The following is a 25627-nucleotide window of genomic DNA, read 5'->3' on the forward strand; positions in this document are numbered from 1 at the left end:
GCCGTGCGCTTTCGCTGTCTTTCCGCCGCTTCGATCGCTTTCGACGAGTCTTGCACCCGCCACTGACAACGCCCCCGCGAACCGGCGTCCCGGCCGTCAGCGGAAGGTGTCGCACTGCGCCATGTCCCCGGTCCGGTAGCCCTGGCGAAACCACTGCTGCCGCTGCGCCGCCGACCCGTGCGTCCAGGTCTCCGGCGTGACCCGGCCCTGGAACCGCTCCTGGATCCGGTCGTCGCCCACGGCCGCCGCCGCGTCCAGCCCGTCCCGGATGTCGGCCTCCGTGAGGCTGGTGATCAGCGGCCGCCCGGTCGACTCGTCCTTCGTGGTCGTCGCGTGATGCGCCCACACCCCCGCGTAGCAGTCCGCCTGCAGCTCCACCCGCACCGCGTTGCTGTTCGCACCGGTCCGCCCGTCCTGCGCCCGGCCGAGCGTGCCCATCAGGTCCTGCACGTGGTGCCCGTACTCGTGGGCCACGACGTACGCCTGCGCGAACGGTCCGCCGCTGGAGCCGAACTTCGTCCGCAGCTCGTCGAAGAACCCCAGGTCCAGATAGACCTTCCGGTCGCCGGGACAGTAGAACGGCCCCACCGCCGAGGTCGCCGTGCCGCACGCGGTGGCGACCTGCCCGCCGAAGAAGACCGTGGGGGAGCGGGTGTACGTCCCGCCGCGCCGCCGGAACTCCTGCGCCCAGAAGTCCTGCACGCTGTTGACCACGGCCACGATGCGGCAGTCCTCCTTGGTGTTCGCGTCCTGTCCGGTACGGCAGGACAACTGCACCTGGGCCAGTGAGGACGCGGTCGCCGCAGGTGAGTCGCTGCCCGACGACAACCCCAGGTTGTCGGGACCGACGCCGAAGAACAGCCCCAGGAGCAGTGCGATCAGCCCCGCGAGGCCACCGCCCACGGTCGCGCGCCCACCGGGAATCCGGCTGCCGCGCACGTCCTGCACCTCGGAGGTGTCCAGATCGGCGTCGTCGTCGAACTGCATGGGCCCCGCTCTCCGCGCGTGTGGACCCCCTGGCGCCATCCTCGCCCGCAGCCCCCGATGCGGCGCCGGGCAAGCGTCCGAACGGGCGACGCCCGCCACGCGCGCGTGCCGTTCGTCACGGCGCGGCGCCGCTCGCCGCCCGGCCGTGTCCGGGCACCGGGCCGGACCGCCCAGCTCATCGCCGTGGACCATGTGGGCCGGATCACCCGGGGCCGCGCGCCCCCGGGCAACGACCGGCCGTAGACCGAAAAAACGCTTGCACCCGCCCGTTAGACTTGGCCTATGGCCATTCTCCTCGCGCATTAGACGGCGGGAACGTCCTCAGCCGCCCCTTCCGCCTACGACCCCGCTCTGGAGTCTGACCGTGATCTCCGCCTCCGGTATCGAGCTGCGCGCCGGCGCCCGCGTCCTCATCGAGTCCGCGACCTTCCGCATCGCCAAGGGCGACCGCATCGGTCTCGTCGGCCGCAACGGCGCCGGCAAGACCACCCTGACCAAGGTCCTGGCCGGCGAGGGCCAGCCCGCCGGCGGCACCGTCACCCGCTCCGGCGAGGTCGGCTACCTCCCGCAGGACCCCCGCACCGGCGACCTCGACGTGCTCGCCAGCGACCGCATCCTCTCCGCGCGCGGCCTGGACACCCTGATCCGCAAGATGCGGGAGAACGAACAGCGCATCGCCAACGGCAGCGGCGCCACCCGCGACAAGGCCATGCGCCAGTACGAGCGCCAGGAGACCGAGTTCCTCACCAAGGGCGGCTACTCCGCCGAGGCCGAGGCCGCCACCATCGCCGCCGCGCTGAACCTGCCCGACCGCGTGCTCGGCCAGCCCCTGCACACGCTCTCCGGTGGTCAGCGCCGCCGTATCGAGCTGGCCCGCATCCTGTTCTCCGACGCGGACACGCTGCTCCTCGACGAGCCCACGAACCACCTCGACGCCGACTCGATCGTCTGGCTGCGCGACTACCTGAAGACGTACCGCGGCGGCTTCATCGTGATCTCCCACGACGCCGACCTCGTCGAGACCGTCGTCAACAAGGTGTTCTACCTGGACGCCAACCGTGCCCAGATCGACGTCTACAACATGGGCTGGAAGCTCTACCAGCAGCAGCGCGAGGCCGACGAGAAGCGCCGCAAGCGCGAGCGGCAGAACGCGGAGAAGAAGGCCGCCGCCCTGCACTCGCAGGCCGACAAGATGCGCGCCAAGGCCACCAAGACGGTCGCCGCGCAGAACATGGCCAAGCGCGCCGACCGGCTGCTCGCCGGGCTGGAAGCGGTGCGTGTCTCCGACAAGGTCGCCAAGCTGCGCTTCCCGGAGCCCGCGCCCTGCGGCAAGACCCCGCTCATGGCGGAGGGCCTGTCGAAGTCGTACGGCTCCCTGGAGATCTTCACCGACGTCGACCTGGCCATCGACAAGGGCTCGCGCGTCGTCATCCTCGGCCTGAACGGCGCCGGCAAGACGACCCTCCTGAAGCTCCTCGGCGGTGTCGAGGAGCCGGACACCGGCGAGGTCATCAAGGGGCACGGCCTCAAGCTCGGCTACTACGCGCAGGAGCACGAGACCCTCGACCCGGAGCGCACGGTCCTGGAGAACATGCGCTCCGCCGCTCCCGACCTGGACCTGGTCGAGGTCCGAAAGACGCTCGGCTCGTTCCTGTTCTCCGGAGACGACGTCGACAAGCCCGCCGGGGTCCTCTCCGGCGGCGAGAAGACCCGTCTCGCCCTCGCCACCCTGGTCGTGTCCGCGGCGAACGTGCTGCTCCTGGACGAGCCGACGAACAACCTCGACCTGGCCAGCCGCGCGGAGATCCTCGGGGCACTGAGCACCTACAAGGGCGCCGTCGTCCTCGTCACCCACGACGAGGGAGCCGTGGAGGCTCTACAGCCGGAGCGGATCATCCTGCTGCCGGACGGAGTCGAGGACCTGTGGGGCGCGGACTACGCGGATCTCGTCGCCCTGGCCTGATCGAACCGGCTTGATCGAATGCTTGATCAACGGCGTATGGATCATTCGGCCTACCGGTGATCCACCATCTGTGTGAGATCTCCTCGTACCGAGGTGTGTCCTACATCAATTTCCCGGCCGAGTCCTTTATCGACAAGGGCTCGGCCGTTCCGCGTCTCTGACCAGGTATTTCGCGCAGCAACTCGTTCGGCCGTACGGACGGGGCCGATAGGAATTCCACATTCCACTTGTGGGGACGCGCTCCTGTCGTCAAAACCTTGTCTTACGGACCTTGCCGAATGGGTGGCCATGAACGCTTGGAGGGGTGATCATGAGGAGACCAAGAGCGCACTTCCCATGAGGAGGCACGGGTGGCCGAGACTCTGAAGAAGGGCAGCCGGGTGACCGGCGCCGCGCGCGACAAGCTCGCGGCAGACCTGAAGAAGAAGTACGACTCCGGTGCGAGCATCCGGGCGCTGGCCGAGGAGACCGGCCGCTCGTATGGCTTCGTCCACCGGATGCTCAGTGAGTCGGGCGTCACGCTCCGTGGGCGTGGCGGGGCGACCCGGGGCAAGAAGGCTTCGGCCTGACCCCGAGCGGCTCAACGGCTTCGACGGTGGCCACCCGGTCGGACGACTGACCGGCCGGGTGGTTACTGTGCAGTCACTTAGCTCTGCTCTGTTGACCGCACACATCGGAGGCGCCCCATGGCTTCGCCCGAAAAGGACGACAAGGACCTCGGTCCCGTACTCGACAAGGACGGCGTACGGCTCACCGTCGACGACGCGATCGCCACGGTGACGCTGACCAACCCGGCCAAGCGCAACGCCCAAAGTCCCGCTCTGTGGCGGGCGTTGGCGGAGGCCGGGCGGTTGCTGCCGGGCTCCGTCCGTGTCGTGGTGCTGCGTGCCGAGGGCAAGTCCTTCTCGGCCGGACTCGACCGGCAGGCGTTCACGCCCGAGGGCTTCGACGGCGAACCGTCGTTCATCGACCTCGCGCACAGCAGCGACGCCGTGCTGGACGAGGCCATCGCCGGGTACCAGGCGGGATTCACCTGGTGGCGACGGAGCGACATCGTGTCCATCGCCGCCGTACAGGGGCATGCCATCGGGGCCGGCTTCCAACTCGCCCTCGCCTGTGACCTGCGCGTCGTCTCCGACGACGTGCAGTTCGCCATGCGCGAGACCAGCCTCGGACTGGTGCCCGACCTGACCGGCACTCACCCCCTGGTGGGACTCGTCGGCTACGCCCGCGCGCTGGAGATCTGCGCGACCGGGCGCTTCGTCGCGGCCGAGGAAGCGGTGAGCACCGGCCTGGCCAACATCGCCGTTCCCGCCGACCAGGTCGAGGACGCCGTACGCGACCTGGCGACGGCCCTGCTGGCCGCGCCGCGCGACGCCGTCATCGAGACCAAGGCGCTGCTCCAGGGCGTCCAGGGGCGTACGTACGACGACCAGCGCGCCGCCGAGCGCGCCGCCCAGGCCCGACGGCTGCGGGACCTCGCAGGCGTCGGCGAATAGGCGGCGGCAGATCGTGGTTGGACCGATCGTGGTTCGGCCGGTGGTCGTTCATTCGATCCTGGTGACGAGCACCGCCACGGTCGGGTGACCGGGCAGTACCTCGCCGACCCTCGCGCGGACCTCCCGGGCCACCTGCACGGCCCGGTGGTCCGCGCGCACGGCGACCTCCACGCGCGCGTGCAGCCGCGGCAGCGCACCTTCGTCCCGCCGTTCCTCGATGTGCACCGCCCGCCCCAGCCCGCCCAGCGCACCCGTCAGCCGGGCCACGCCCGGGACGCCCAGCGCGGCCGCGATGATCAGGGACTCGCCGCCGTCGTCAACATTGACCATCTGGCCAAGGTCATCAACATGGTCAACGTCGGCGGCGGGGTGATCCATATCGTCCACACGATCAACGTCGTCCATATGGTCCAGCAGGGCTGTCACCTGTAGATCAACCTCCGTCACCACCAGCCCGAGCCGCTCCACAGCGGCCGTCGCCAGGGCCGTGCGCAGCCGGGACGCGGTCGCCGGAAGGGGCTCGGTCGCCACGGCCGCGAAGTCGGCCGTGATTCGCAGCGGACCCGGCGGCAGGGCTCCCGGCGGTGGCGGTACGGCGGGCTCCTGAGCGTCCTCCGGATCGGCGAGCGCGATACGCAGCGCGCCCAGCCCCACGCCCTGGACGTGCCGCGCCACGCCCCGCAGTACGGCCTCGGCCGCCCGCTCCGCGATCCACGCGCCGTCCCGCCTGTCACCCAGGGGCAGCAGCCTGCCGAGCCCCAGTTGCTGCCGTACTGCTCGCGTCCATGAATCCGCCGTCATTGCTCCAGCCTGCCGCATCCCCGGCGCGGGAGAATGGAACCGCACTTACCGTGGTCGAAGGACGACGACCGAAAAGGACGTACGGCGATGACCGACATGACGGAGCGGAACCGGACGCAGGACCCCGACGGCGAGAGGGAGCCGCTGCAGACCCGTAAGACCCCCACCAAGCGCGGCGGCGGCGACCCGGCCTCCCGAGGGCGTACGACCATCGCCGACGGGGTCGTGGAGAAGATCGCCGGGCTGGCCGCCCGGGACGTCCTGGGCGTGCATGCCATGGGCAGCGGGCTGTCCCGCACCTTCGGGGCCGTGCGCGACCGGGTGCCCGGCGGTTCGAAATCGGTGTCCCGGGGCGTGAAGGCCGAGGTCGGCGAGCTGCAGACCGCTCTCGACCTGGAGATCGTCGTCGACTACGGCGTGTCGATCGCCGATGTCGCCCGGGCCGTACGGGAGAACGTCATCGCGGCCGTGGAGCGGATGACCGGACTCGAAGTCGTCGAGGTCAACATCGCGGTCAGCGACGTGAAGCTGCCCGACGAGGAGGACGAGGAACCGGAGCCCCGGCTCCAGTGACCGGGCCGACGGATGAACCCAAGGACAGCGGGCCGACGAACGAACTGAGGAGCGCAGGATGAGCAGGGCCGTGGTCGGCATGATCGCCGGAATGGCGCTGGGCTTCGCCGGATACTTCGGCGGGTTCGGCGCGTTCCTGCTGGTGGCCGCCCTGGGCGCCATCGGGTTCGTCGTCGGCCGGTTCCTCGAAGGGGACCTGGAACTCGGCGACTTCTTCCGCTCGCGCGACGACCGGCGGCGGTGACGTCCGTGAGCGGCGGGGCCGGCGCGGTCGACGAACGCGGCAGACCCCTGGTGACCGTCCCGCCAGGCGAGCGGGGCGCCACTCGGATCGCCGACCGGGTCGTGGCGAAGATCGCCGTGCAGGCCGCGCGTGAGGCGCTCGGACCGCCTCACCCGGACGCCGCACCGCCGCATGCCACCGTGGTCGTACACCACGACTCGGCACGCGTGCGCGTGCACCTCGAACTCGACTATCCCTGCGACATCGGCGACCGCTGTCTTCGGGTGCGTCGACAGGTGGTTCTGCGGGTACGCGCGTTGGTGGGCATGGAGGTGCCCGAGGTCGCCGTCCAGGTGGAACGGCTGCATCCGGCACCGGCAAACCGCGCGGCACAGGGGAGGACGCGATGAGCGAGCCCCAGGGCTCCGAAGGCACGACCCAACGACTACCGGTCATCGAGAAGGAGACCGACCCCGGACACGGGGGGTACGACCCGGCGGCGGACCGCGGTCCCGCCCCCCTGGTCGACGGCGGCGGCAAGGACGGCCGCTTCTGGTCGGTGCGCCGCGTCCCCGCAGGGATCGTCGCCGTCCTGCTGCTCGTCGGCGCGGGCGCCCTGCTCTACGACATCACCGCCGTGCGTGCCGAACGGCCCTCGGCGCACTGGCGCCGCGAACTGACCCGGCAACTCGCACAGCGGCCCCTGGACGACACCTGGGTCCTCGTCGGCGCCGGCATCGCCGCCGCCCTCGGTCTCTGGCTGATCGTGCTCGCGCTCACGCCCGGTCTGCGCCAGGTGCTGCCGATGCGCCGCACCCACGCCGACGTCCGGGCGGGCCTGCAACGCGCCGCCGCCGCGATGGTGCTGCGCGACCGGGCGATGGAGGTCTCGGGCGTGCAGTCGGTGCGGGTCCGCACGAGCCGGACGAAGGCCGATATCCGCGCGGTGTCCCATTTCCGTGAACTCGACGACGTACGGGCCGACTTGGACGCCGTGCTCACCGACGCGATCACCGGTCTCGGGCTGGCGAGGCCGCCCGCGCTGTCGCTGCACGTCGGTCGTTCCGGACGGAAGGGGTGAACGCGGTGCTGAGGATCGTCAACCGTGTGGTGATCGGTGTCGTGGGCCTGGTGCTGGTCGTGCTGGGCGGCTCCGTGCTGGCCGTGGGGCTCGGTGTGAAGCCACCGTCGTGGTGGATCTACGACGGGCGGCACGACGTCCTGCTGAGCGACGCCCGGCGGACCCGGTGGCAGTCCGACGGCTGGTGGTGGCCCACGGTCCTCGCCGTGCTCGCCGTCCTCGTCCTGCTGGCCCTGTGGTGGCTCGTCGCGGTGCTGCGGCGGCGCCGGCTCGCCGAGGTCGCCGTCCGCACCGGCGACGGCGAGGGCGCACTGCTGAGGGGCCGGGCCCTGGAGGGCGTCCTCGCCACCGACGCGGGCGACCTGGACGGCGTGGCCCACGCGCACGTGCGGCTCGCCGGCACCCGAACGGCGCCCAAGGCCCGCGTCCGGCTCAGCCTGGAACCCCACGTGGACCCCGGAGTCGCCCTCGATCACCTGACGGCCAACGCCCTGGTCCACGCCCGCGACTCGGCGGGCCTGGACGCACTCCCGACGGAGGTACAGCTGACGGGCGTCAAGCACCGCGCGGAGCGGGTGAGTTGAGCGCCTCATAGGGGCGCGGGGAACTGCGCGACCAGCCCCACGCGGCCCGCAGCCGGACGACTTCAGAACCCGTGCCGCATCCCGCCGTCCACAGGCAACATGATCCCCGTCAGATAGGACGCCGCCGGCGACAACAGGAACGCAGCCGCGCGCCCGAACTCGTCCGGCGTTCCGTACCGCCGCAGCGGAATCCGCGACTCGTTGGCCGCGCGGGTGGCCTCCGGGTCCGCGGAGAGGCCGTCCAGCTCGCGCACGCGGTCCGTGTCGATGCGGGCGGGCAGCAGTCCCACGACGCGGATGCCGCGCGGCCCCAGCTCGTCCGCGAGGGACTTGCCGAAACCGGCCAGGCCGGGCCGCAGCGCGTTCGAGATCGTCAGCCCGGGGATCGGCTCGTGCACCGAACCGGACAGCACGAAGCCGATGACCCCGCCGGCCTCCAGTTCCCCGGCCGCCGCGCGGGCGAGCCGTACCGCGCCCAGGAACACCGAGTCGAACGAGGCCTGCCACTGTTCGTCGGTGGTGTCCGCGACGAACCCGGGCGGCGGCCCGCCGACGCTCACGAGGATGCCGTCGAAGCGCCCGAAGCGGTCGCGCGCGGCGGTGATCAGCCGGGCCGGCGCCTCCGCGTCGGCGTTGTGGACGGCCACGCCCAGCGCGTTCGGCCCCAGTTCGGCCGCCGCGTCGGCGGCCCGCTGCTCGTCGCGCCCGGTGACGACGACCTTCGCACCGTCGGCCACCAGCTCGCGCGCGGCGGCGTTGCCCAGTCCACGGGTGGCCCCGGTGACGACGTACACCCGGTCCTTCAGTCCAAGATCCATGGCCCCTATCCTGCCTTCTCGTCCCCGAACAAGGTGAGGGCGGTGTTCACCAGGCCGATGTGGCTGAACGCCTGCGGGAAGTTGCCCAGCTGACGCCCGGCCACCGGGTCGTACTCCTCCGCGAGCAGCCCCACGTCGTTGGCGAGTCCCACCAGACGCTCGAACAGCACTCGGGCCTCCTTCGTACGGCCCGTCATGTGCAGCGCGTCCACGAGCCAGAACGAGCACGCCAGGAAGGTGCCCTCGTCGCCCGGCAGCCCGTCCACGGGGATGTCGGCGGCGGTGTCGTAGCGGCGTACGAAGCCGTCGTGGCCGAGCGCCGCCTGTACCGCGTCGACCGTGCCGACGACCCGGGGATCGTCGGGCGGCAGGAAACCGAAGCGGGGGATCAGCAGCAGGGCCGCGTCGAGTTCCTGCGAGCCGTAGTACTGCGTGAACGTGTTGCGTACCGGGTCGTAGCCCTTCTCGCACACGTCCTTGTGCACCGCGTCCCGCAGCTCGCGCCAGCCCGACAGGTCCCCGGGGAGGTCGGCGTACTCCTCCAGAGTGCGTACGGCCCGGTCGGCGGCCACCCACACCATGACCTTGGAGTGCACGAAGTGCCGCCGCCCGCCGCGCACCTCCCACAGGCCCTCGTCGGGCTGCTGCCACTGGGCGCGCAGCCACTCCAGGAGGATGCTCTGCAGCGACCACATGTGCGGCTTGGGCGACAGACCCGCGCGCCGGGCCAGCCACAGGGAGTCCATGACCTCCCCGTAGACGTCGAGTTGGAGTTGGTTGACGGCGCCGTTGCCGATTCTCACGGGCGCCGAGCCGCCGAAGCCGGAGAGGTGCGGGAGTTCGAACTCTGGCAGCCGCCGCTCGCCCGCCACGCCGTACATGATCTGCAGGTCCGCCGGATCGCCCGCGACCGCGCGCAGCAGCCAGTCGCGCCAGGCCTCGGCCTCCTTGTGGTAGCCCGCGGTGACGAGGGCGCCCAGGGTGAGGCTGGAGTCGCGCAGCCAGCAGTAGCGGTAGTCCCAGTTGCGTACGCCGCCCATCTCCTCGGGCAGCGAGGTGGTGGCCGCGGCGACGATCCCGCCGGTCGGGCGGTAGGTGAGGGCCTTGAGGGTGATCAGGGAACGCACGACCGCGTCCCTGTACGGGCCGTCGTAGCGGCAGCGGGCCGCCCAGCGTTCCCAGTCCGCGACGCTGGTCCGCAGTGACTTGTACGGGTCGACGCGCACCGGACGCGGCTCGTGCGAGGGATGCCAGGTGAGGACGAAGGCGACCTTCTCGCCGGCCTCGACGGTGAACTCCGAGAGCGTGCTGAAGTCCTCGCCCCAGGTGCGCACTTCCGGCTCGCTGCGCAGCCACACCGAGTCGGGGCCCGCGACGGCCACCCGGTGCCCGTCGGACCTGCGCACCCACGGCACGACGGCGCCGTAGTCGAAGCGCAGCCGGAGCGTGCTGCGGACGGTGACCTTGCCGCTCAGGCCCTCCACGATGCGTACGACATCGGGGGCGCGGTGGCGCTGGGGCATCAGGTCGGTGACGCGTACCGTGCCCTCGTCGGTCTCCCACTCCGTGTCCAGGACCAGGGTGTCGGGGCGGTAGGCGCGGCGGGTGCAGCGGTCGGCGCCCTTGGGGGCGATGCGCCAGTGGCCGTTGTCCTCGTCACCGAGCAGTCTCGCGAAGCAGGCCGCCGAGTCGAAGCGTGGCAGACACAGCCAGTCGACCGAGCCGTCCATGCCGACCAGAGCCGCGGTCTGTTCGTCGCCGATGAGGGCGTAGTCCTCGATACGTGGGTGCACGGGGTGCGGGTTCCCGGAGTATCGACCACGCAATCCCAGGTCGCGGCCGGGCGGGTGAAGCGCTGCCGGTCAGACCGTCGCCGGTTCCGCCGGCTCGGTCTCCTGCTCCTTGGCCGCCGCCTCCCGGCGGTCGCGGGCCTCGCGGCGGGCCAGGACGACATAGCCGACGGGTACGGCCGCGGCGAACAGCCACCACTGGATCATGTACGCGTAGTTCAGCGGGGCGTCTTCCTTGCCCGGGTCGGAGATCTGCTCCGGGGTGCCGCCCTTCGCCTCGGGCGCCGTCTGCTCGACATAGCCGCCGAGCACCTGGGCGTGCAACCGCTTCGCCTGTTCCTCACTGTTGATCAACATGATCTGGCGGTCGGGCAGGCCCTTGATGTCCTTGATGCCGCTCGCCGCGGTCGTCTCGTCGGCCATCAGGCGCCCGGTGATCGTGGTCCTGCCGCTCGGCGGCGCGGGGATCTTCGGGAAGGCGGTCTGCGCGCCGTTCGCCGGGATCCATCCACGGTTGATCAACACCACTTTGCCGTCCGTCAACACGAACGGGGTGAGTACATGGAAGCCGACCTCGTCGTCGTCGTTGGTGCGGCGCCGGACGACGACTTCCTTGGAGGTCTCGAAGGTGCCCGTCGCGGTGACGGTGCGGTACTTCTCGGTACGGGTGACCGCGTGCCCGGGGGTGCTGATCGTCTCCACGGGGACCGGCTTGGCGTGCAGCGCGTCGGCGACCAGCTGGTTGCGGGCGCTGCGCATCTCGTAGCGGTGCATCTGCCAGATGCCCAGCCTGATCATCGTGGGGATCAGGAGAAGGGTGATCAACGCGAGGATCACCCACTGCCGGGACATCAGGAAGCGGTACACCCCACGACCGTACAACTCGGTCGTGGGGCGCATTCAGCGGGGTGCCGGAAGGGCGCACTTCGGTACAGGGCGAATCCTTCTGCCCGGACGGAGCTGATCACATGGCCGTCAGGGGGGCGCGCCCGCCTGGCGCGGCACGGTGATCCGTTACCGGCACACCAGGCTGGAGGAGCTGGCCGAGCGTGCCGAGCAGGCCGAGCGGGAGACGCTGCTGATCGCCCGCCGGGTCCGGGCGGAGGAACGGGCCGCGCTGGCGCGCGAGATGCACGACGTGGTGGCCCACGAGGTCAGCCCGATCACGCTGCACGCGGGCGCGCTGAGCGTGGACCCGCAGGAGTCGGAACGAGCCCGCGAGACGGGCGAACTGATCAGGGTCACCGGCAGGCGCGCGCCGGCTCAGCTGCGCCAGATCCTCGATGTGCTGCGTGACCCGGAGACCGTCGCGAGCTCCTTCCGGCCCGGCCCCGCACTGCGGGACCTGCCCCGGTTGCTGGCCGACTCGGAGGCGGCGGGAGTGCCCGTGGACTGGGCGCCGTGGTCCGCGACGGTGGCCGAAGTCGGCGGCGGGGCAAGGCCGTTGCCGCAGGCGGTGGAGCACACGGTCTTCCGTATCGTCCAGGAGGCGCTGACGGACCACGTCCGGGCAGGAGACGCTGCTCCTACGACGGGAGCCGCGTCCCGGGCCCGCAGCCGCTCCATGAGCCGTCCCGCCCGCTCCGTGCGGTCCTGCCCCGGTCGGTGCGACGCCGTCGGCTTGCGAGGGCCCGCCACGCCCCTGACGATGTGGCGTATGACCCGTTGCGAAGTGTGTGGGAACGACTACGAGCTGGCGTTCACCGTCGAGACCAGGGACGGAGCACGCCACGTCTTCGACTCGTTCGCCTGTGCGATCCATCGCATGGCTCCCATCTGCGAGCACTGCCGCGTGCAGATCATCGGCCAGGGCGTCGAGGCCGAGGGCCACTGGTACTGCGGCGCCCACTGCGCCCGCGCGGAGGGCAGGGTCGGCATCGTGGACAAGGTCGGTTCCGCCGCATAGCCGACGACCTGTACGGCGGCGGAGTACGGAGGGCAATGCCGTGGGCGTCGCCCGGAGCATGGTGAACGTGCACCGGGCCGGGGTGGCGCCCGGGCCGTCTCGTTTCCGACGGGTTCGGGTGCCGTCACGGCCCGGGCGCGGGCGATCCTGCGGCGCCGACCGCCGAACACCCCACCGGGGTGCCGAAGGTCGGCAGTACTGCTAGTCCGCCTGCTCGACATCCCGGAGCAACTGTCCGAACGCCGCCTCGTCGACCACGGGTGTGCCGAACTGGCGGGCCTTGACCACCTTCGAGGTGCCCGAGTCCGGGTCGTTGGTGACGAGCAGGCTGGTCAGCCGGGACAGGCTCGTCGCGACATGCAGCCCGGCCTCCACGGCCCGGTCCTCCAGGAGCTCGCGCTCGATGGACGTGTCCCCGGAGAACGCGATCCGCATCCCCTGCTTGAGCGGCTTGCCGTCCTCGAACCGGCCCGGGTTCGGGTACGGGCACGCGGGCCGCTTGCGCGCGGGACGCCAACTGCCCGCCCCGTAGCCGCTGTAGCCGCCCCCCTGGTGTCCGATCCGGGGCGTCGGCCGGTCGGCGGTCCACTCGGTCAGTGGCCGGCACTCGTGCAGCGGCAGCCGTACGCCGCTGCTCGCCGCCGCCCGGAGGCTCGGCCGGAACGCCTCGGCGAGCACGCGCGCGTCGTCCAGCGCGTGGTGCGCGCGCTGCTGCACGACACCGAAGTGCGCCGCCAGGGACTCCAGCTTGTGGTTGGGCAGCGGGAGGGCCAGCTCCTTGGAGAGCGCGATGGTGCACAGCCGCTGACGGACCGGGGGATCGATCTGCACGCGCGCGTACTCCCGCGCGATCATCTGCCAGTCGAAGACCGCGTTGTGCGCGACCAGCACCCGGCCCTCCAGGCGGGTCGCGAACTCCTCGGCGATGTCCTTGAAGAGGGGCGCGCCCTCTAGTACGTCACTCGTCAGACCGTGGATCCACACGGGGCCCGGATCGCGCTCCGGGTTGACCATCGTGTACCAGTGGTCCTCGACCTCGCCGAGCGCGTCCAGCCGGTAGACAGCCGCGGAGATTATCCGGTCGTCCCGGGCCAGACCGGTGGTCTCCACGTCAACTACCGCATACCCCTGGGGATACGCGGCCGGCCACGGAGTGGCCGCGGACACTGCGGGCGAGTGGTCTTCGAGCATGGTCATTGAGGATACGGGCCGTCACTGACAGCCCTGTCCCTCAGGTGCCTTGTCCCGTCCGCCCGTTCGGGTCCGCCGAACGCACGCGCGCGTGGCTATGGACCTTTTGCCCGCCCGGTGCAAGCGTGCTGCCCGCCTGACGGATGACGGCCTACGAAGGGCGGTACGGCGTATGGCACGCGTACGGTACGGCGCACGGACCGAGGCGGAGATCGCCGCCGCACGCACGGCGAGCACGAAGCTCCCGGACATCTGGTCCACCGGTGTGGTGGCCGTCTGGGAGAGCGACCCGGACGCGGTCGCGGCGGTCCTGCCGCCGCCCCTCAAGCCCACCGGGCGGCCTCTGGTCCGGGTGAACATCAGCAAGGTCGAGCTGCCCGGATACCCCCTGGGCGCGGGCTCGTTCGCGGTCGCTGCCGCGCACGACGGCGTCGAGGGCTGGTACCCGCTGGTGATGCCGATGACCCACGAACGGGCCCTCACCGGCGGCCGTGAGGTCTTCGGGGAGCCCAAGAAACTCGGCGAGGTGACCGTCGAGCGCGTGGGCCTCGTCGTGCACGCCTCCCTGACCCGGCACGGCATCGCCTTCGTCGAGGTGCGCGGCGCGGTCAGCGAGGAGCTGCCGCTCCCCGGGCCGACGCAGAAGACCGACTTCTACTTCAAGTTCCTTCCCGCGGTGGACGGTTCGGGCTTCGACGCAGACCCGGTGCTCGTGCACTGCCTGCGCAACGAGAAGGTGCGCCGCCTGGAACGCGTCACCGGGGACGTCGTCCTGCGCGAGTCCATGCACGACCCGGTCGCCGACCTCCCCGTACGCACCCTCGTCGACATCACCATCGGCGAGAAGACCAGCGACCAGCGCGGCAAGGTCGTCGAACGGGTCGACGCGCGGGCCCTGTTGCCGTACATCCACCAGCGCTACGACGATCCGCAACAGGTGCATGACGGGCCTCCCGAAGGGAGTGTGTGATGGAGCTGAGGGAGGGGCAGGTCGCCGTCGTCACCGGGGCCGCGAGCGGGATCGGGCTCGCGATGGCACGGCGGTTCGCCGCCGACGGGCTCAAAGTGGTCCTCGCCGACGTCGAGGAGGGAGCTCTCGACAAGGTCGCGGCCGATCTGCGTGCCGACGGTGCCGACGTGCACGCGCGTGTGGTCGACGTGGGTGTACGCCAACAGGTCCTGGATCTGGCCGAGTCGGCGTACGACACGTACGGCGCCGTCCACGTCCTGTGCAACAACGCGGGCGTCGGCTCGGGCGCCGAGGGCCGCATGTGGGAGCACGAACCGAACGACTGGCAGTGGGCGTTCGCCGTCAACGTGTGGGGTGTCTTCCACGGCATCCAGGCGTTCGTGCCGAGGATGATCAAGTCGAATCAACCTGGTCATGTCGTCAACACGTCCTCCGGGGACGGCGGTATCGCCCCGCTGCCCACCGCCTCCGTGTACGCCGTCACCAAGGCGGCCGTCGTGACGATGACCGAGTCCCTGTACGCCCACTTGAGAGCGGAGCACGCACGCGTGGGTGCCTCGGTGCTCTTCCCGGGGCCGCACATGCTGCGCACGGGCCTTTGGGAGTCGCACCGCAACCGGCCCGCCCGGTACGCGAAAGAGCGCCCCCGTAGAACCCCTTACCGCAGCCTCGACCAGTGGGAGACCGCGATGAAGGCGGCGGGCAAGGAGGTCGCCTTCACGCCCGTCGAGGAGGTCGCCGACCTCGTCGTGGACGGCATCCGCGCGGACCGCTTCTGGCTGCTGCCCGAGAGCGAGCACAGCGACGCCCAGATCAGGGCCCGGGCGGCCTCGATGCTCGACCGGGCGAACCCGTCGTACCTCGAAAGCTTCATCCTGGACTGAGAGGGCTGTTGTGACCGACCAGGAGCCGTACCTGATCATCTCCTCCGACTGCCACGCCGGACTGCCCACCGAGGAGTACCGGCCCTACCTGGACGCCCGGTTCCACCGGGACTTCGACGAGTTCCTCGCCGGACGCGACCGGCGCCGCGAGGAGATGACCCGGCTCGGCATCCGCAACGAGGCCTTCGCCACCAAGTGGTTCCAGGACAACGAGGAGGGCCTGCGCGGGGGTTGGGACACCGCGCAGCGCCTCAAGGAGCTGGACGGCGACGGGGTCGCCGCCGAGGTGGTCTTCCCGGACGCCGACGCCGTGGACAGCCAGACGGCCGCGCCCTTCGGAGTCGGACTCGGCCTCTCCGGGGACCAGGACCCCGAGTTGGGTATGGCGGGCGCACAGGCCCACAACCGGTGGCTCGCCGACTTCGTCTCCGAGCACCCCGAACGGCACTGCGGAGTCGCCCTGCTGCCGGTGACGGCCCCCACGGAGAAGGTCGTCGCGGAGATACACCGCGCCAAGGAGTCCGGGCTCGGCGCCCTGATGATCCCCTCCATGTGGGTCGACAAGGAGCCCTACCACGACCGCCGTTACGACCCCGTGTGGGCGGCCGCCGCCGAGTGCGCGATGCCCGTACTGACCCACTCCGGGGCCGCGCCCCGCCACGAGTACGGCGACCACCTGGGCATCTACGTCAGCGAGGTGACCTGGTGGCCCGCCCGGCCGCTGTGGTTCCTGCTCTGGTCCGGGGTCTTCGAACGCCACCCGGGCCTCAAGTTCGGTGTCGCGGAGTCGGGTTGCTGGTGGCTGCCGAACCAGCTGTGGTTCATGGACCGCCTCTACCTGGGCGCCCACGGCGGCAAGAAGCTCTCCCCCTTCGCGGAGCTGAAACGGCCGCCGAGCGAGTACCTCGACCGGCAGGTCTTCATCTGCGCCACCAACACCAAACGCCGCGAACTGGCCCAGCGCTACGAGATCGGCGTCGACAACATCCTCTGGGGCAGCGACTTCCCGCACCCCGAGGGCACCTGGCCCGACACACGCGCGTGGCTGAAGCGCACCTTCCACGACATCCCGGTCGACGAGACCCGCCGCATGCTGGGCCTGGCGGCGGCCGACGCCTTCGGCTTCGACGTGGCGGCCCTGGAGCCGCTGGCCCGCCGGATCGGTCCCACCCCCGCCGAACTCGGCCAGCAGGACGACCAGGAGGCCGTGCGGGCGTCCTGGGCGCGCTCCCGCGAGGTCGGGCGGCACTGGCTGACCGACCACGACTTCCCGGTCCTGGGGGTGACAGCATGAACGCCACAGACCCCAGGAGGTCCGCGAGCGAGGACCGGTACACGGTCATCTCGGCGGACTGCCACGCGGGCGCCGATCTCCTCGACTACCGGCCCTACTTGGAGAAGCGGTACCACGACGAGTTCGACGCGTGGGCGGCCACCTACGTCAACCCGTACGAGGACCTGGTGGCCGACACGGCCGACAAGAACTGGAACTCCGCGCGGCGGATCGCGGAGCTGGAACAGGACGGGATCGTCGCCGAGGTCGTCTTCCCGAACACCGTCCCGCCGTTCTTCCCGTCCGGCTCCCTCATGGCGCCCGCGCCGACGGCCGAGGAGTTCGAGCTCCGCTGGGCCGGCCTGCGCGCCCACAACCGCTGGCTGGCGGACTTCTGCGCGGCCGCGCCGGGCCGGCGGGCGGGTGTCTTCCAGATCCTCCTGAACGACGTCCAGGAGGCCGTCCAGGAGATCCGGTGGGCCGTCGAAGCGGGCCTCAGGGGCGGCCTGTTGCTGCCCGGTACACCTCCGGGCTCGGGGCTGCCGGAGCTGTACTCGTCGACGTACGACCCGATCTGGGCCGTGTGCGCGGAGCTCGGCGTGCCCGTCAACCACCACGCGGGCTCGGCCGCCCCGCCGCTCGGTGACGAACCGGCCGCCCGCGCGGTGTTCATGGTCGAGACGACCTGGTTCTCGCACCGCGCCCTGTGGCACCTGATCTTCGGCGGTGCCTTCCGCCGCCACCCGGACCTGAGGCTGGTGCTGACCGAGCAGGGTTCCGGCTGGATACCCGGGGTGCTCGACATGCTGGACTACTACCACGGGCGCCTGGTCGCGGCGGCGTCGAAGGCGACCACCGCGGAGTCCAGGTTCGGCGCCGGACTCACCGCCTCGATGGGCAAGGGTCCGTCGGAGGTCTGGCGCGACAACTGCTTCGTAGGAGCCAGTTTCATGCGCCCCCACGAGGTGCCCCTGCGTGACCGCATCGGCATCGAGAAGATCATGTGGGGCAGCGACTACCCGCACGACGAGGGCACCTACCCGTACTCTAGGGAGGGCCTGCGCTTCGCCTACGCGCGCGTGCCGAGCGACGAGGTCGCCGCGATGCTCGGCGGCAACGCGGCCCGCGTGTACGGCTTCGACCTGGACCTCCTGGACCCGATCGCGGCGAAGGTGGGACCCACGGTGACCGAGATCGCCGAGCCGCTCGCCGAACCGCCGGCGGATGCCACGAGCCCGGTGTTCGCGCGAGGGGCGTCGGTACGGGTGTGGTGAGGCCGGGGGTGGGATCCTCCGGGGTATGACGGAACCGACCAAGGACGAGGCCCACGACGAGGCCCACAGCGGCACACTGGGCTCGCGGCTGAACTGGCTGCGGGCGGCGGTACTGGGAGCCAACGACGGCATCGTGTCCACGGCGGGGCTCGTCGTCGGCGTGGCCGGCGCCACGGACGACCGCTCGGCGCTGCTGACGGCAGGCCTCGCCGGTCTTCTCGCCGGGTCCATGTCGATGGCGGCGGGGGAGTACGTGTCCGTCTCCACCCAGCGCGACTCGGAGAAGGCCGCCCTGGCCATGGAGAAGCGCGAGCTGAAGGAGCAACCGGAGGCCGAACTGGAGGAGTTGACCGAACTTCTCCAGGACCGAGGTCTGTCCCGTGACGTGGCCAGGGAGGCGGCGACCCAGCTCACGGAACGCGACGCGCTGCGCGCCCACGCGCGCGTGGAGCTCAACATCGACCCCGACGACCTCACCAACCCCTGGCACGCGGCCTGGGCGAGCTTCCTGTCCTTCACGGTCGGCGCGCTGCTGCCGCTGCTGGCGATCGTCCTGCCGCCGGCGGACTGGCGCCTCGGCGTCACCGTGGTGTCCTCGCTGGCCGCACTGCTCCTGACGGGCTGGAGCAGCGCACGGCTCGGCGCGGCGGCCACGAGACCGGCGATGCTGCGGAACGTGATGGGCGGGGCACTCGCGATGGGGGTCACCTATGCGGCGGGGGCGCTGCTGGGGGCGGTGGGGGTGTAGCGGACCCACAGCCCGGGCGCCGCGGGCCCGTTGGTGGAGATCGCCAACAAGCAAGCGCGTACCCCAGGAAATACTTGTGGGTAACAACGTCTGGTCGTGACCGATTCGCGGTCCTACGGTTCACTCATGCCGAACCTGCCCGATGCCGTGCTCTGGTCGATACCCGCCTTCGTGCTGCTCACCGTGATCGAGATGATCAGTGTGCGCGTCCACCCCGACGAGGACGCGGCGGGCTACGAGGCGAAGGATGCCGCGACGAGCGTCGGCATGGGGCTCGGGAGCCTCGTCTTCGACTTCCTCTGGAAGATCCCGATCGTCGCGATCTACACCGCGATCTACGAACTCACCCCGCTGCGCGTGCCCGTGCTGTGGTGGACGATCCCGCTGATGCTGCTCGGGCAGGACTTCTTCTACTACTGGTCCCACAGGGGCCACCACGTGATCCGCATCCTCTGGGCCTGTCACGTCGTCCACCATTCCAGCCGCCGGTTCAACCTCACCACGGCCCTGCGCCAGCCCTGGACGACCCTCACGGTCTGGCCTTTCTACGTCCCGCTCGTCGCCCTGGGCGTGCATCCCGCCGCGCTGGCGTTCTGCTCCTCGGTGAACCTCGTCTACCAGTTCTGGATCCACACCGAGCGGATCGACAGGATGCCCCGATGGTTCGAGTTCGTCTTCAACACGCCGTCCCACCACCGGGTGCACCACGCCTCCCAGGGCGGCTATCTGGACCGCAACTTCGGCGGCATCCTCATCGTCTGGGACCGGCTCTTCGGGTCGTTCGTCCCGGAGGTTGAGCGGCCCGTCTACGGGTTGACGAAGAACATCAACACGTTCAACCCGATCAAGGTCGCCACCCACGAGTACGTCGCCATCGCCAAGGACCTGAAGGCGGCGACCAGTTGGCGCGAGCGCGCGGGGCGGGTGTTCCGGGGACCGGGCTGGACGCCGGTGGCCGCGGTGGAGCAGACCGGGGAGTCCGTGGCCGCGTGAGAGCGTCCCGGGCGCTGCCGGCTGCCTTCGTCCTCGTCACGGTCCTCGACCTCGTCTCCCTCGTCGTGGGCTTCCGCGCCGGCCATCTGATCACCAAGCCGCTGATCGTGCCGCTGCTCGCCGCGTTCGCCGCCCGCGCGGGAGGCCCCCGGCTCCTGGTCGCCGCCCTGCTGTGCGGCTGGGGCGGCGACGTCCTGCTGCTCTCCGACACCGACCCCGCCTTCATGGCCGGGATGGCCTCCTTCGCCGCCGGTCACGTCTGCTACCTCGTCCTGTTCCGGCGCCAGGGTCCGCCACGCGCGCGTGCGGGTCTGCTCGCCGTCGGCTACGCCGTCGTCCTCGGCGCCCTGGTCGTCCTGCTGTGGCCCGACCTGCCGGCCGGCCTCCGTGTCCCCGTCGCCGGCTACAGCACTCTCCTGACCGCCATGGCGTACACCGCGGCCACCCGGCTCGGCCCGGTCGCCGGGCTCGGCGGGGCGCTCTTCATGCTCTCCGACACCCTCATCGCGACCGGTGTCGCCGACTGGCCGCAACTGCCCGGGCCCGACTTCTGGATCATGCTCACCTATGCGGCGGCACAGTTCCTGCTGGTCCGGGGCGCCCTCGATGCGCGGCCCGCACCGGCGGCGGCGTACCGTGAAGTGCGCTCGACCACCCCCTGAGCGCACCGCACCAGCAGACCAGCGACGAGAAGGACCCTCGCCATGCGCGCCACCACCATCCACGCCCCGTTCGACATGCGCGTGGAGGACGTGCCCGAGCCGATGGTGCAGCTGCCCACCGACGCCGTGGTCCGGGTGCTGCGCGCCTGCATCTGCGGCAGCGACCTGTGGGCGTATCGCGGCGAGGCGGCCCGGCAGCCGGGGCAGCGGATCGGACACGAGTTCCTCGGGATCGTGGAGGAGACCGGCTCCGAGGTGAACGGCGTCAGGACCGGCGACCTCGTGGTCGCGCCCTTCATGTGGTCCGACGGCGTCTGTGCGTACTGCCGTGAGGGCCTCACCACCTCCTGCGTGCACGGTGGCTTCTGGGGCGCCGTGGGCTATGACGGCGGCCAGGGGGAGGCGGTACGCGTGCCCTTCGCCGACGGCACGCTCGTAGGCCTCCCCAAGGAGGCGGCCTCCGACGACCATCTGCTGTCCGCCCTGCTGACCCTGTCGGACGTCATGGGCACCGGCCACCACGCGGCCCTCGGCGCGGGCGCCCGCAAGGGGTCCACCGTCGCCGTCGTGGGCGACGGAGCGGTCGGCCTGTGCGCCGTGCTCGCCGCCAAGCGCCTCGGCGCCGAGCGGATCATCGCCCTCGGCCGCCACGAGACCCGCACGGACATCGCGCGCGACTTCGGCGCCACCGATGTCGTCGCCGAACGCGGCGAGGCCGCCGTCGAGGCCGTCCGCGAACTCACCCGCGGCCAGGGCGCGCACTCCGTCGTCGAGGCCGTCGGCACCGAGCAGTCCATGCGTACGGCCGTCAACATCACGCGCGACGGCGGCGCCATCGGCTTCGTCGGCGTGCCGCACGGCAGCGGCACCGGCCTCGACCTCGGCGTCATGTTCGACCGGAACATCGCGCTGCGCGGCGGAGTCGCGCCGGTCCGCGCGTACATCCCGGAACTGCTGCCCGACATCCTCGACGGCACCATCGACCCCTCGCCCGTCTTCGACCTGACGGTCGGCCTGGAGGGCGTACCCGACGGCTACAAGGCGATGGACGAGCGCACGGCCCTGAAGGTCCTGGTCGTCAACAGTTGATCGATGTCGAGTTGATCAATGGCGGAGCCGGTCAACACTGGAGTCGGTCAATGCCAGCGGATCGGCACCGGCAATGCGGTCAACAGTCCGGAGACCACGACCACCACCCCCAGGACGACGACCTCGGCCCGCGCGGGTGAGTAGGCAGCCAGCGGATCGGTGGCCCGCCGCAGCCGGTGGCGCGCCCACAGCGCGAGTACGGCGACAGTGGCGACGAGCAGCACCTTCGCGAGCAGGGTGCGCCCGTACGCCGTCGTCGTCAGCTGGTCCAGGATCGTGCCGGCCGGCATCCTGCGCAGCGAACTCCACACCCCCGTGGCGGTGATCGCGGCGAGCAGCACGGCGGCCACGCGCGCGTAGAGACCCAACAGCGCGGCGCCCGCCTCGGAATCCCGCCACTGCCGCAGCGTCCGCAGCGCGTGCAGCAGCCCGCCGACCCACAGCGCCGCGCACGTCAGATGCACCAGGGTCAGCTCCGAGCCCACCAACGGGCTGTGCTCGCCCACCGGGTGCGCGCGCAACGCCTCCGCGAGGATCACGGCGGCAAGGGGCCACACCTGCACGACGGGCCGGCGCGACCGCGCGCACAGGGCCGCCACGGCGAACGCGTTGACCTCAAGCAGCGCCAGCTTGCCGTCGCGCGACTGGTAGAGGCCGCCGACGTCGATCTCGGCGAGGCTGTGCGGCACCAGATTGCCCGTCGCCACGACCGACGCGAGTCCCAGCGCGGCGACGAAACCGGCACCGGCCGCGTACAGGGCCCAACTCCCGGGGCCGTTCGGGGGAGCGCCGGGCACGGTGCGCGCCAGCCGGTTCACGAACAACTCGCCGAGCGGCACGCACAGCGCGCCGAACAGCACCGCCCGCAGCAGCGCGATGCCGCCGACACCGGGCGCGGCGGCCTCCCCGGTGTCGTGCAGCGCGGCGGACGGGCCGAGCAGCGGGATCAGCGCGGCGAGCAGCACCAGGGCCAGTACGGCGACGGCCCGGCGCGTACCGGGGCGCCGCCCGGGGCCACTGGTGTCGGCCGCTTCGACAGTCGGTCGTATCAAGGTCACCCCAAGATCTTCACCAGCCGTCACAGAACCGGGCAAGTGCAACAAAACAACTGGCGGAACCGGATTCCGCTCATAGGTACGTTTCCGCCCCGCCCCCGGATCAAGCCCAACGAGCCGGGTCCGTGCCCCAACGGCCCGGCGGGCGCGCCCAGTTCACGGGCCCGCCGACGAACGAGACCGGTGACAGCGCGTGCCGCAGCCGCCCGATACCGCTGTCAGTCTCGACCAGCCAGGCATCCGGCTGGTTGTACGCCGTCCCGCTCTGCTCGCTCCTGCTCTGCTCGCTCCCGCTCACCGATGCGCCCGCTCCGCCGCCCGTCAGCCAGGCCGCGGTCCGTGCCAGCGCCAGCCGCAGTACGAGCCCGCAGCCCTGCTCCGACTGGTCCGTCAGCGCCCGCAGCACCGAGGCCGCCAGCAGATACCCGGTCCCGTGGTCGAGGGCTTGCGCGGGCAGCGTGCCGGGCCGCTCGGGTGACGCCTCGATGGCCGCGATGCCGGTGGCGACCTGCACCAGGCTGTCGAACCCGCGCCGGTCGCCCCAGGGCCCGTACGCGCCCCACGCCGACAACTGGGCCACGATCAGCCCGGGCCGGCGGACGGCCAGCGCCTCGGGGGAGAGTCCGAACCGGTCCAGTGCGCCCGACCGGTACCCGGTGACGACCACGTCGGCTCGTTCGAGCAGTTCGTCGAAGGCCCGCCGGTCGGCCGCCCGACCGAGATCCAGCCGCGTCGACCGCTTCCCGAAACCGGTGTCCGCGTGCGCGTCGGGATCCTCGGGCAACTGCGGGGCGTCCACGCGCAGTACGTCCGCGCCCAGCAGCGCGAGCGTGCGGGTGGCGACCGGGCCCGCGATCACCCGGGTCAGATCGAGCACACGCACCCCGGCCGCAGGCGGCAACGGATCGCCGTCGAGCGGCGGCAGCGCACGCGCGCGTGCCGTGTCGAGCCGCTCACGCTCGACGAGGGGCCGCCCGGCCACCGCGACTCCCTGCGGGTGCACGGCCCACTCCGCCGCCGTCCGCAGCGCGACCGCGAGGCCTCCGGCGCCGTACACGGTCTCCTCCACCTCCGACGCGGACCGTTCGGCGAGCATGTCGGCCACGTCCTTTGCGGAGGCGTCACCCGGCAGCCGCAACGCGCCCAGCAGTCGCGCCCGGTGGTGCGGATAGTTCGCATGGGTGCGGACCCAGCCGTCGGCCGTCCGCCAGAACCGCGACAGCGGCGCGAAGGAGACCGGCGCCCGCCCGTCGATCAGCAGATGCCGCTCACTGACGAACGCCGTGGCGACGGCCCCGTCGTCCACCCGCACCCCGGGCACCTCCGTGCGCCCGGCCCGCCGCGCCCCCAGCTCCGCGGCGGCCAGCGCGCACGCCCCCACGCAGGCCCGGGCCAACTCCCGTACGGGAAGCCGCGCTTCGAGTGCTCCTCGGCGCTCGACGGTCGAGATACGCGGGACCAGGGCGGGATCGCCACCCAGCGCGGCCCATGGCACCTTGATGTCAGTCATGACTGCACTATGCAGTATTGATTCAATCAATATATCTGGGGTGGTGATGCAGATGGCGATACAGACATGAACGGGCCGGGCGGAGATCATCGAGATCCCGCCCGGCCCGCATGAACTACATCAACAGAGAGGACATGTACGAGCTACTTGACCGCCCGCAGCGCGTTGACGATGCCGAACCCGTAGAAGCCGTTGACGCGCTTGCCGCCGACGCAGGTCGCGTCCGCGATGCCGTCGCCGTTGGTGTCGTACACGTCGGTCGGGCAGCCCGGGTTGTCCGCCTCGGCCTTCAGCAGCGCCTGCAGCTGGGCCGGAGAGGCGTGCGGGTGCGTGGACTTCAGCAGCGCGGCCACGGCGGCGACGTGCGGGGTCGCCATCGACGTGCCCTGGAGGTAGCCGTACGTGTTGTTCGGCAGCGTGGACAGGATGCGGCCGTTCTTCGACGGGGTGTCCGGGATCTGTCGGGCGTCCCCGCCCGGCGCCGCCACGTCGATCACGCCCTTGCCGTAGCTGGAGAAGTACGACTTGGCCTTCGTGACGCCGACCGAACTCACCGTTACGACACCCGGCAGCTGGGTCGGCACGTCGAAGCACTCGTGCGGGTCGACCGTACGGGTCGTCGCGGTGGAGTCGTCGGGGCTGGAGTCGTCGACCAGGGCGTGGGAGTCGAGGTCGTCGTTGGAGTTGCCGGCCGCGGCGACATTGAGCGTGCCCTTGCTCTGGGCGTACAGCTGGGCCCTGTTGACCGCGTCGACGATGGCACGTTGATCGGGGTCGTCCATGCAGTTGTACAGCCAAGGGTCAACGTAGTAGCTGTTGTTGGTGATCTCCACGCCGTGGTCCGCGGCGAACACGAACGCGCAGACCACGCTCTCCGGGTAGAACAGCTGGCTGGAGTCCGGCTCGGCGACCGTGATACCGGCGACCTTCACGCCCGGCGCGACCCCCGCCACACCGATGCCGTTGCGGGCGGCGGCGATCTCGCCCGCGACATGCGTGCCGTGGTAATGGCCGGAGTCCACGGGACGCCAGGAGCCGTACGTCGTGTCCGCCTTGCCGCCCACGCAGTTCGCGGACTGCGAGGGGGAGAAGTTCGGGGCGATGTCCGGGTGGGTGTCGTCGACGCCGACGTCGATGACGGCGACCGTCACGCTCTTGCTGCCCGGGTTGATCTTCGCGGCCTTGTCGGCACCGATCGCGGGCAGGTCCCACTGGTCGGCCTCAAGGGGCTCGCTGTCACCGGCCACGGCGGAGGCCTTCGCCGTCTTCGCGGCCTGCTCCTTGGACAGGTACTGCACCGCGCCCTCGTCCGTCGTCGAGGCGAGGCTCAGCGGCGCGGTCCGCGTGGCACCGGCCGACTGCACCCCGGGCACCTTGCGGATGATCAGCCCGAAGTCGGGGTTCGCCGAGTGCACGACGATCACGCCGATCTGCTCGTACGTCTCCACGATGCTGCCGCCGGCCGCATTGATCGCCTTCTTGACCGTGTTGATCGTCCGGTGGTCCAGTCGAGTGTTGACCACGTACGAGAGGTTGGGCGCGTCGGCGGTCTGCGCGGTGGTCTCCGTGATCGGGACCGCCGAAGCCGCCGACGGGAGGAAACCGAGCGAGGCGGTCAGCGACAGCACGACCGGCACGGCGAGGGCGAGCCGGTGTCTGGGGCGCAGATGAGCCATGGGATCTCCACATCATCCGGAAACGAAATGGCCCGAGACGTGATGGCGTTCGGGCAGGTACATGACGAGTGGTGCCA

The 25627-nt window shown here is 71.1% G+C and carries 26 protein-coding genes and 1 pseudogene; 18 read left to right on the forward strand and 9 right to left on the reverse strand.

What is annotated here, in order from left to right; genetic code table 11:
- Positions 1 to 96 precede the first annotated feature (96 nt).
- A complete protein-coding gene (gene ypfJ / locus ACWDEW_RS42890; protein ID WP_450520886.1) occupies positions 97 to 987 on the reverse strand; it encodes a KPN_02809 family neutral zinc metallopeptidase in 891 nt (296 codons plus the stop codon).
- Positions 988 to 1351: 364 nt separating this feature from the next.
- On the opposite strand from ypfJ, the gene ACWDEW_RS42895 reads away from it, so the two are divergent.
- The 3 genes from ACWDEW_RS42895 (at position 1352) to ACWDEW_RS42905 (ending at position 4449) form a co-directional block, all read left to right on the forward strand.
- Positions 1352 to 2950, forward strand: coding sequence for an ABC-F family ATP-binding cassette domain-containing protein (locus ACWDEW_RS42895; RefSeq protein ID WP_450520888.1), 1599 nt, complete (start codon positions 1352 to 1354; stop codon positions 2948 to 2950).
- A gap of 350 nt (positions 2951 to 3300) precedes the next feature.
- Entirely contained in the window at positions 3301 to 3519 is a 219-nt protein-coding gene (locus tag ACWDEW_RS42900; protein ID WP_019060653.1) for a helix-turn-helix domain-containing protein, read from the forward strand.
- 117 nt (positions 3520 to 3636) lie between these two features.
- A complete protein-coding gene (locus ACWDEW_RS42905; protein WP_450520890.1) occupies positions 3637 to 4449 on the forward strand; it encodes an enoyl-CoA hydratase/isomerase family protein in 813 nt (270 codons plus the stop codon).
- A gap of 48 nt (positions 4450 to 4497) precedes the next feature.
- Here the strand turns inward: ACWDEW_RS42905 and ACWDEW_RS42910 are convergent, their stop codons facing one another.
- The gene (locus ACWDEW_RS42910) at positions 4498 to 5250 is read right to left on the reverse strand and encodes a nucleopolyhedrovirus P10 family protein (protein WP_450520892.1); all 753 of its coding nucleotides are present in this window, start codon (positions 5248 to 5250) and stop codon (positions 4498 to 4500) included.
- Positions 5251 to 5337: 87 nt separating this feature from the next.
- On the opposite strand from ACWDEW_RS42910, the gene ACWDEW_RS42915 reads away from it, so the two are divergent.
- The 5 genes from ACWDEW_RS42915 to amaP are packed head-to-tail and all read left to right on the forward strand — an operon-like array spanning position 5338 to position 7711.
- Positions 5338 to 5823, forward strand: a complete 486-nt coding sequence (locus ACWDEW_RS42915) for an Asp23/Gls24 family envelope stress response protein (RefSeq protein WP_450520894.1) — start codon at positions 5338 to 5340, stop codon at positions 5821 to 5823.
- 58 nt (positions 5824 to 5881) lie between these two features.
- Entirely contained in the window at positions 5882 to 6067 is a 186-nt protein-coding gene (locus ACWDEW_RS42920; RefSeq protein WP_019060657.1) for a hypothetical protein, read from the forward strand.
- A complete protein-coding gene (locus ACWDEW_RS42925) occupies positions 6064 to 6456 on the forward strand; it encodes a hypothetical protein (RefSeq protein ID WP_450520895.1) in 393 nt (130 codons plus the stop codon). The genes ACWDEW_RS42920 and ACWDEW_RS42925 overlap by 4 nt, the downstream gene beginning before the upstream one ends.
- Positions 6453 to 7127 carry a DUF6286 domain-containing protein gene (locus tag ACWDEW_RS42930; RefSeq protein WP_450520897.1) on the forward strand — a complete coding sequence of 225 codons (675 nt, stop codon included), beginning with the start codon at positions 6453 to 6455 and terminating at the stop codon, positions 7125 to 7127. The genes ACWDEW_RS42925 and ACWDEW_RS42930 overlap by 4 nt, the downstream gene beginning before the upstream one ends.
- Positions 7128 to 7132: 5 nt before the next feature.
- The gene (amaP, locus tag ACWDEW_RS42935) at positions 7133 to 7711 is read left to right on the forward strand and encodes an alkaline shock response membrane anchor protein AmaP (protein ID WP_450520977.1); all 579 of its coding nucleotides are present in this window, start codon (positions 7133 to 7135) and stop codon (positions 7709 to 7711) included.
- A gap of 62 nt (positions 7712 to 7773) precedes the next feature.
- Here amaP and ACWDEW_RS42940 read toward each other — a convergent pair whose 3' ends face one another.
- The 3 genes from ACWDEW_RS42940 to ACWDEW_RS42950 all read right to left on the reverse strand — a co-directional run bounded on the left by ACWDEW_RS42940 (position 7774) and on the right by ACWDEW_RS42950 (position 11186).
- Positions 7774 to 8529 carry an SDR family oxidoreductase gene (locus tag ACWDEW_RS42940; protein WP_450520898.1) on the reverse strand — a complete coding sequence of 252 codons (756 nt, stop codon included), beginning with the start codon at positions 8527 to 8529 and terminating at the stop codon, positions 7774 to 7776.
- Between the two features lie 5 nt (positions 8530 to 8534).
- On the reverse strand, positions 8535 to 10322 hold the full coding sequence (locus ACWDEW_RS42945) for a glycoside hydrolase family 15 protein (protein ID WP_450520900.1): 1788 nt from the start codon (positions 10320 to 10322) through the stop codon (positions 8535 to 8537).
- A gap of 69 nt (positions 10323 to 10391) precedes the next feature.
- The gene (locus ACWDEW_RS42950; RefSeq protein WP_450520902.1) at positions 10392 to 11186 is read right to left on the reverse strand and encodes an SURF1 family cytochrome oxidase biogenesis protein; all 795 of its coding nucleotides are present in this window, start codon (positions 11184 to 11186) and stop codon (positions 10392 to 10394) included.
- A gap of 139 nt (positions 11187 to 11325) precedes the next feature.
- On the opposite strand from ACWDEW_RS42950, the pseudogene ACWDEW_RS42955 reads away from it, so the two are divergent.
- Both ACWDEW_RS42955 and ACWDEW_RS42960 read left to right on the forward strand, forming a co-directional pair.
- Positions 11326 to 11607, forward strand: a pseudogene (locus tag ACWDEW_RS42955) (histidine kinase); the annotation flags it as partial.
- 369 nt (positions 11608 to 11976) lie between these two features.
- Entirely contained in the window at positions 11977 to 12225 is a 249-nt protein-coding gene (locus tag ACWDEW_RS42960; protein ID WP_450520978.1) for a hypothetical protein, read from the forward strand.
- A 201-nt stretch (positions 12226 to 12426) separates the two neighbouring features.
- On the opposite strand, the gene ACWDEW_RS42965 is transcribed toward ACWDEW_RS42960, so the two are convergent.
- The gene (locus ACWDEW_RS42965; RefSeq protein ID WP_093631787.1) at positions 12427 to 13416 is read right to left on the reverse strand and encodes a DEDDh family exonuclease; all 990 of its coding nucleotides are present in this window, start codon (positions 13414 to 13416) and stop codon (positions 12427 to 12429) included.
- Positions 13417 to 13588: 172 nt separating this feature from the next.
- Between ACWDEW_RS42965 and ACWDEW_RS42970 the strand changes: the two genes are divergently transcribed.
- From ACWDEW_RS42970 to ACWDEW_RS43005, 8 genes are all read left to right on the forward strand, one after another.
- Entirely contained in the window at positions 13589 to 14386 is a 798-nt protein-coding gene (locus ACWDEW_RS42970; RefSeq protein ID WP_450520904.1) for an acetoacetate decarboxylase family protein, read from the forward strand.
- On the forward strand, positions 14386 to 15270 hold the full coding sequence (locus ACWDEW_RS42975) for an SDR family NAD(P)-dependent oxidoreductase (protein ID WP_450520906.1): 885 nt from the start codon (positions 14386 to 14388) through the stop codon (positions 15268 to 15270). Before ACWDEW_RS42970 ends, ACWDEW_RS42975 begins: the two co-directional genes overlap by 1 nt.
- Before the next feature lie 10 nt (positions 15271 to 15280).
- A complete protein-coding gene (locus tag ACWDEW_RS42980) occupies positions 15281 to 16564 on the forward strand; it encodes an amidohydrolase family protein (protein WP_450520908.1) in 1284 nt (427 codons plus the stop codon).
- Positions 16561 to 17817: an amidohydrolase family protein gene (locus ACWDEW_RS42985; protein WP_450520910.1), complete on the forward strand. Its 1257-nt coding sequence runs from the start codon at positions 16561 to 16563 to the stop codon at positions 17815 to 17817. The genes ACWDEW_RS42980 and ACWDEW_RS42985 overlap by 4 nt, the downstream gene beginning before the upstream one ends.
- A 25-nt stretch (positions 17818 to 17842) precedes the next feature.
- Positions 17843 to 18565 carry a VIT1/CCC1 transporter family protein gene (locus ACWDEW_RS42990; RefSeq protein ID WP_450520912.1) on the forward strand — a complete coding sequence of 241 codons (723 nt, stop codon included), beginning with the start codon at positions 17843 to 17845 and terminating at the stop codon, positions 18563 to 18565.
- Positions 18566 to 18691: 126 nt separating this feature from the next.
- Positions 18692 to 19558 carry a sterol desaturase family protein gene (locus tag ACWDEW_RS42995; protein WP_450520914.1) on the forward strand — a complete coding sequence of 289 codons (867 nt, stop codon included), beginning with the start codon at positions 18692 to 18694 and terminating at the stop codon, positions 19556 to 19558.
- A complete protein-coding gene (locus ACWDEW_RS43000; RefSeq protein ID WP_450520916.1) occupies positions 19555 to 20220 on the forward strand; it encodes a lysoplasmalogenase in 666 nt (221 codons plus the stop codon). Before ACWDEW_RS42995 ends, ACWDEW_RS43000 begins: the two co-directional genes overlap by 4 nt.
- 42 nt (positions 20221 to 20262) lie before the next feature.
- Complete coding sequence (locus tag ACWDEW_RS43005) at positions 20263 to 21309, forward strand: zinc-dependent alcohol dehydrogenase family protein (RefSeq protein WP_450520918.1); 1047 nt, start codon at positions 20263 to 20265, stop codon at positions 21307 to 21309.
- A 47-nt stretch (positions 21310 to 21356) separates the two neighbouring features.
- Here the strand turns inward: ACWDEW_RS43005 and ACWDEW_RS43010 are convergent, their stop codons facing one another.
- The 3 genes from ACWDEW_RS43010 to ACWDEW_RS43020 form a co-directional block, all read right to left on the reverse strand.
- Positions 21357 to 22367 carry a CopD family protein gene (locus ACWDEW_RS43010; protein WP_450520920.1) on the reverse strand — a complete coding sequence of 337 codons (1011 nt, stop codon included), beginning with the start codon at positions 22365 to 22367 and terminating at the stop codon, positions 21357 to 21359.
- Between the two features lie 100 nt (positions 22368 to 22467).
- Complete coding sequence (locus ACWDEW_RS43015) at positions 22468 to 23874, reverse strand: CoA transferase (RefSeq protein WP_450520921.1); 1407 nt, start codon at positions 23872 to 23874, stop codon at positions 22468 to 22470.
- Between the two features lie 143 nt (positions 23875 to 24017).
- Positions 24018 to 25550: a S8 family serine peptidase gene (locus tag ACWDEW_RS43020; RefSeq protein WP_450520923.1), complete on the reverse strand. Its 1533-nt coding sequence runs from the start codon at positions 25548 to 25550 to the stop codon at positions 24018 to 24020.
- Positions 25551 to 25627: the final 77 nt, after the last annotated feature.

The sequence above is a fragment of the Streptomyces sp. NPDC001100 genome, assembly GCF_053598575.1.

Excerpts from the sequence above, each read along its gene's own strand:
- ypfJ (WP_450520886.1), bottom strand. The coding sequence starts at position 987 with ATGCAGTTCGACGACGACGCCGATCTGGACACCTCCGAGGTGCAGGAC.
- ACWDEW_RS42905 (WP_450520890.1), top strand. The coding sequence starts at position 3,637 with ATGGCTTCGCCCGAAAAGGACGACAAGGACCTCGGTCCCGTACTCGAC.
- ACWDEW_RS42910 (WP_450520892.1), bottom strand. The coding sequence starts at position 5,250 with ATGACGGCGGATTCATGGACGCGAGCAGTACGGCAGCAACTGGGGCTC.
- ACWDEW_RS42915 (WP_450520894.1), top strand. The coding sequence starts at position 5,338 with ATGACCGACATGACGGAGCGGAACCGGACGCAGGACCCCGACGGCGAG.
- ACWDEW_RS42920 (WP_019060657.1), top strand. The coding sequence starts at position 5,882 with ATGAGCAGGGCCGTGGTCGGCATGATCGCCGGAATGGCGCTGGGCTTC.
- ACWDEW_RS42930 (WP_450520897.1), top strand. The coding sequence starts at position 6,453 with ATGAGCGAGCCCCAGGGCTCCGAAGGCACGACCCAACGACTACCGGTC.
- ACWDEW_RS42940 (WP_450520898.1), bottom strand. The coding sequence starts at position 8,529 with ATGGATCTTGGACTGAAGGACCGGGTGTACGTCGTCACCGGGGCCACC.
- ACWDEW_RS42960 (WP_450520978.1), top strand. The coding sequence starts at position 11,977 with ATGACCCGTTGCGAAGTGTGTGGGAACGACTACGAGCTGGCGTTCACC.
- ACWDEW_RS42965 (WP_093631787.1), bottom strand. The coding sequence starts at position 13,416 with ATGCTCGAAGACCACTCGCCCGCAGTGTCCGCGGCCACTCCGTGGCCG.
- ACWDEW_RS42970 (WP_450520904.1), top strand. The coding sequence starts at position 13,589 with ATGGCACGCGTACGGTACGGCGCACGGACCGAGGCGGAGATCGCCGCC.
- ACWDEW_RS42975 (WP_450520906.1), top strand. The coding sequence starts at position 14,386 with ATGGAGCTGAGGGAGGGGCAGGTCGCCGTCGTCACCGGGGCCGCGAGC.
- ACWDEW_RS42985 (WP_450520910.1), top strand. The coding sequence starts at position 16,561 with ATGAACGCCACAGACCCCAGGAGGTCCGCGAGCGAGGACCGGTACACG.
- ACWDEW_RS42990 (WP_450520912.1), top strand. The coding sequence starts at position 17,843 with ATGACGGAACCGACCAAGGACGAGGCCCACGACGAGGCCCACAGCGGC.
- ACWDEW_RS42995 (WP_450520914.1), top strand. The coding sequence starts at position 18,692 with ATGCCGAACCTGCCCGATGCCGTGCTCTGGTCGATACCCGCCTTCGTG.
- ACWDEW_RS43005 (WP_450520918.1), top strand. The coding sequence starts at position 20,263 with ATGCGCGCCACCACCATCCACGCCCCGTTCGACATGCGCGTGGAGGAC.
- ACWDEW_RS43015 (WP_450520921.1), bottom strand. The coding sequence starts at position 23,874 with ATGACTGACATCAAGGTGCCATGGGCCGCGCTGGGTGGCGATCCCGCC.
- ACWDEW_RS43020 (WP_450520923.1), bottom strand. The coding sequence starts at position 25,550 with ATGGCTCATCTGCGCCCCAGACACCGGCTCGCCCTCGCCGTGCCGGTC.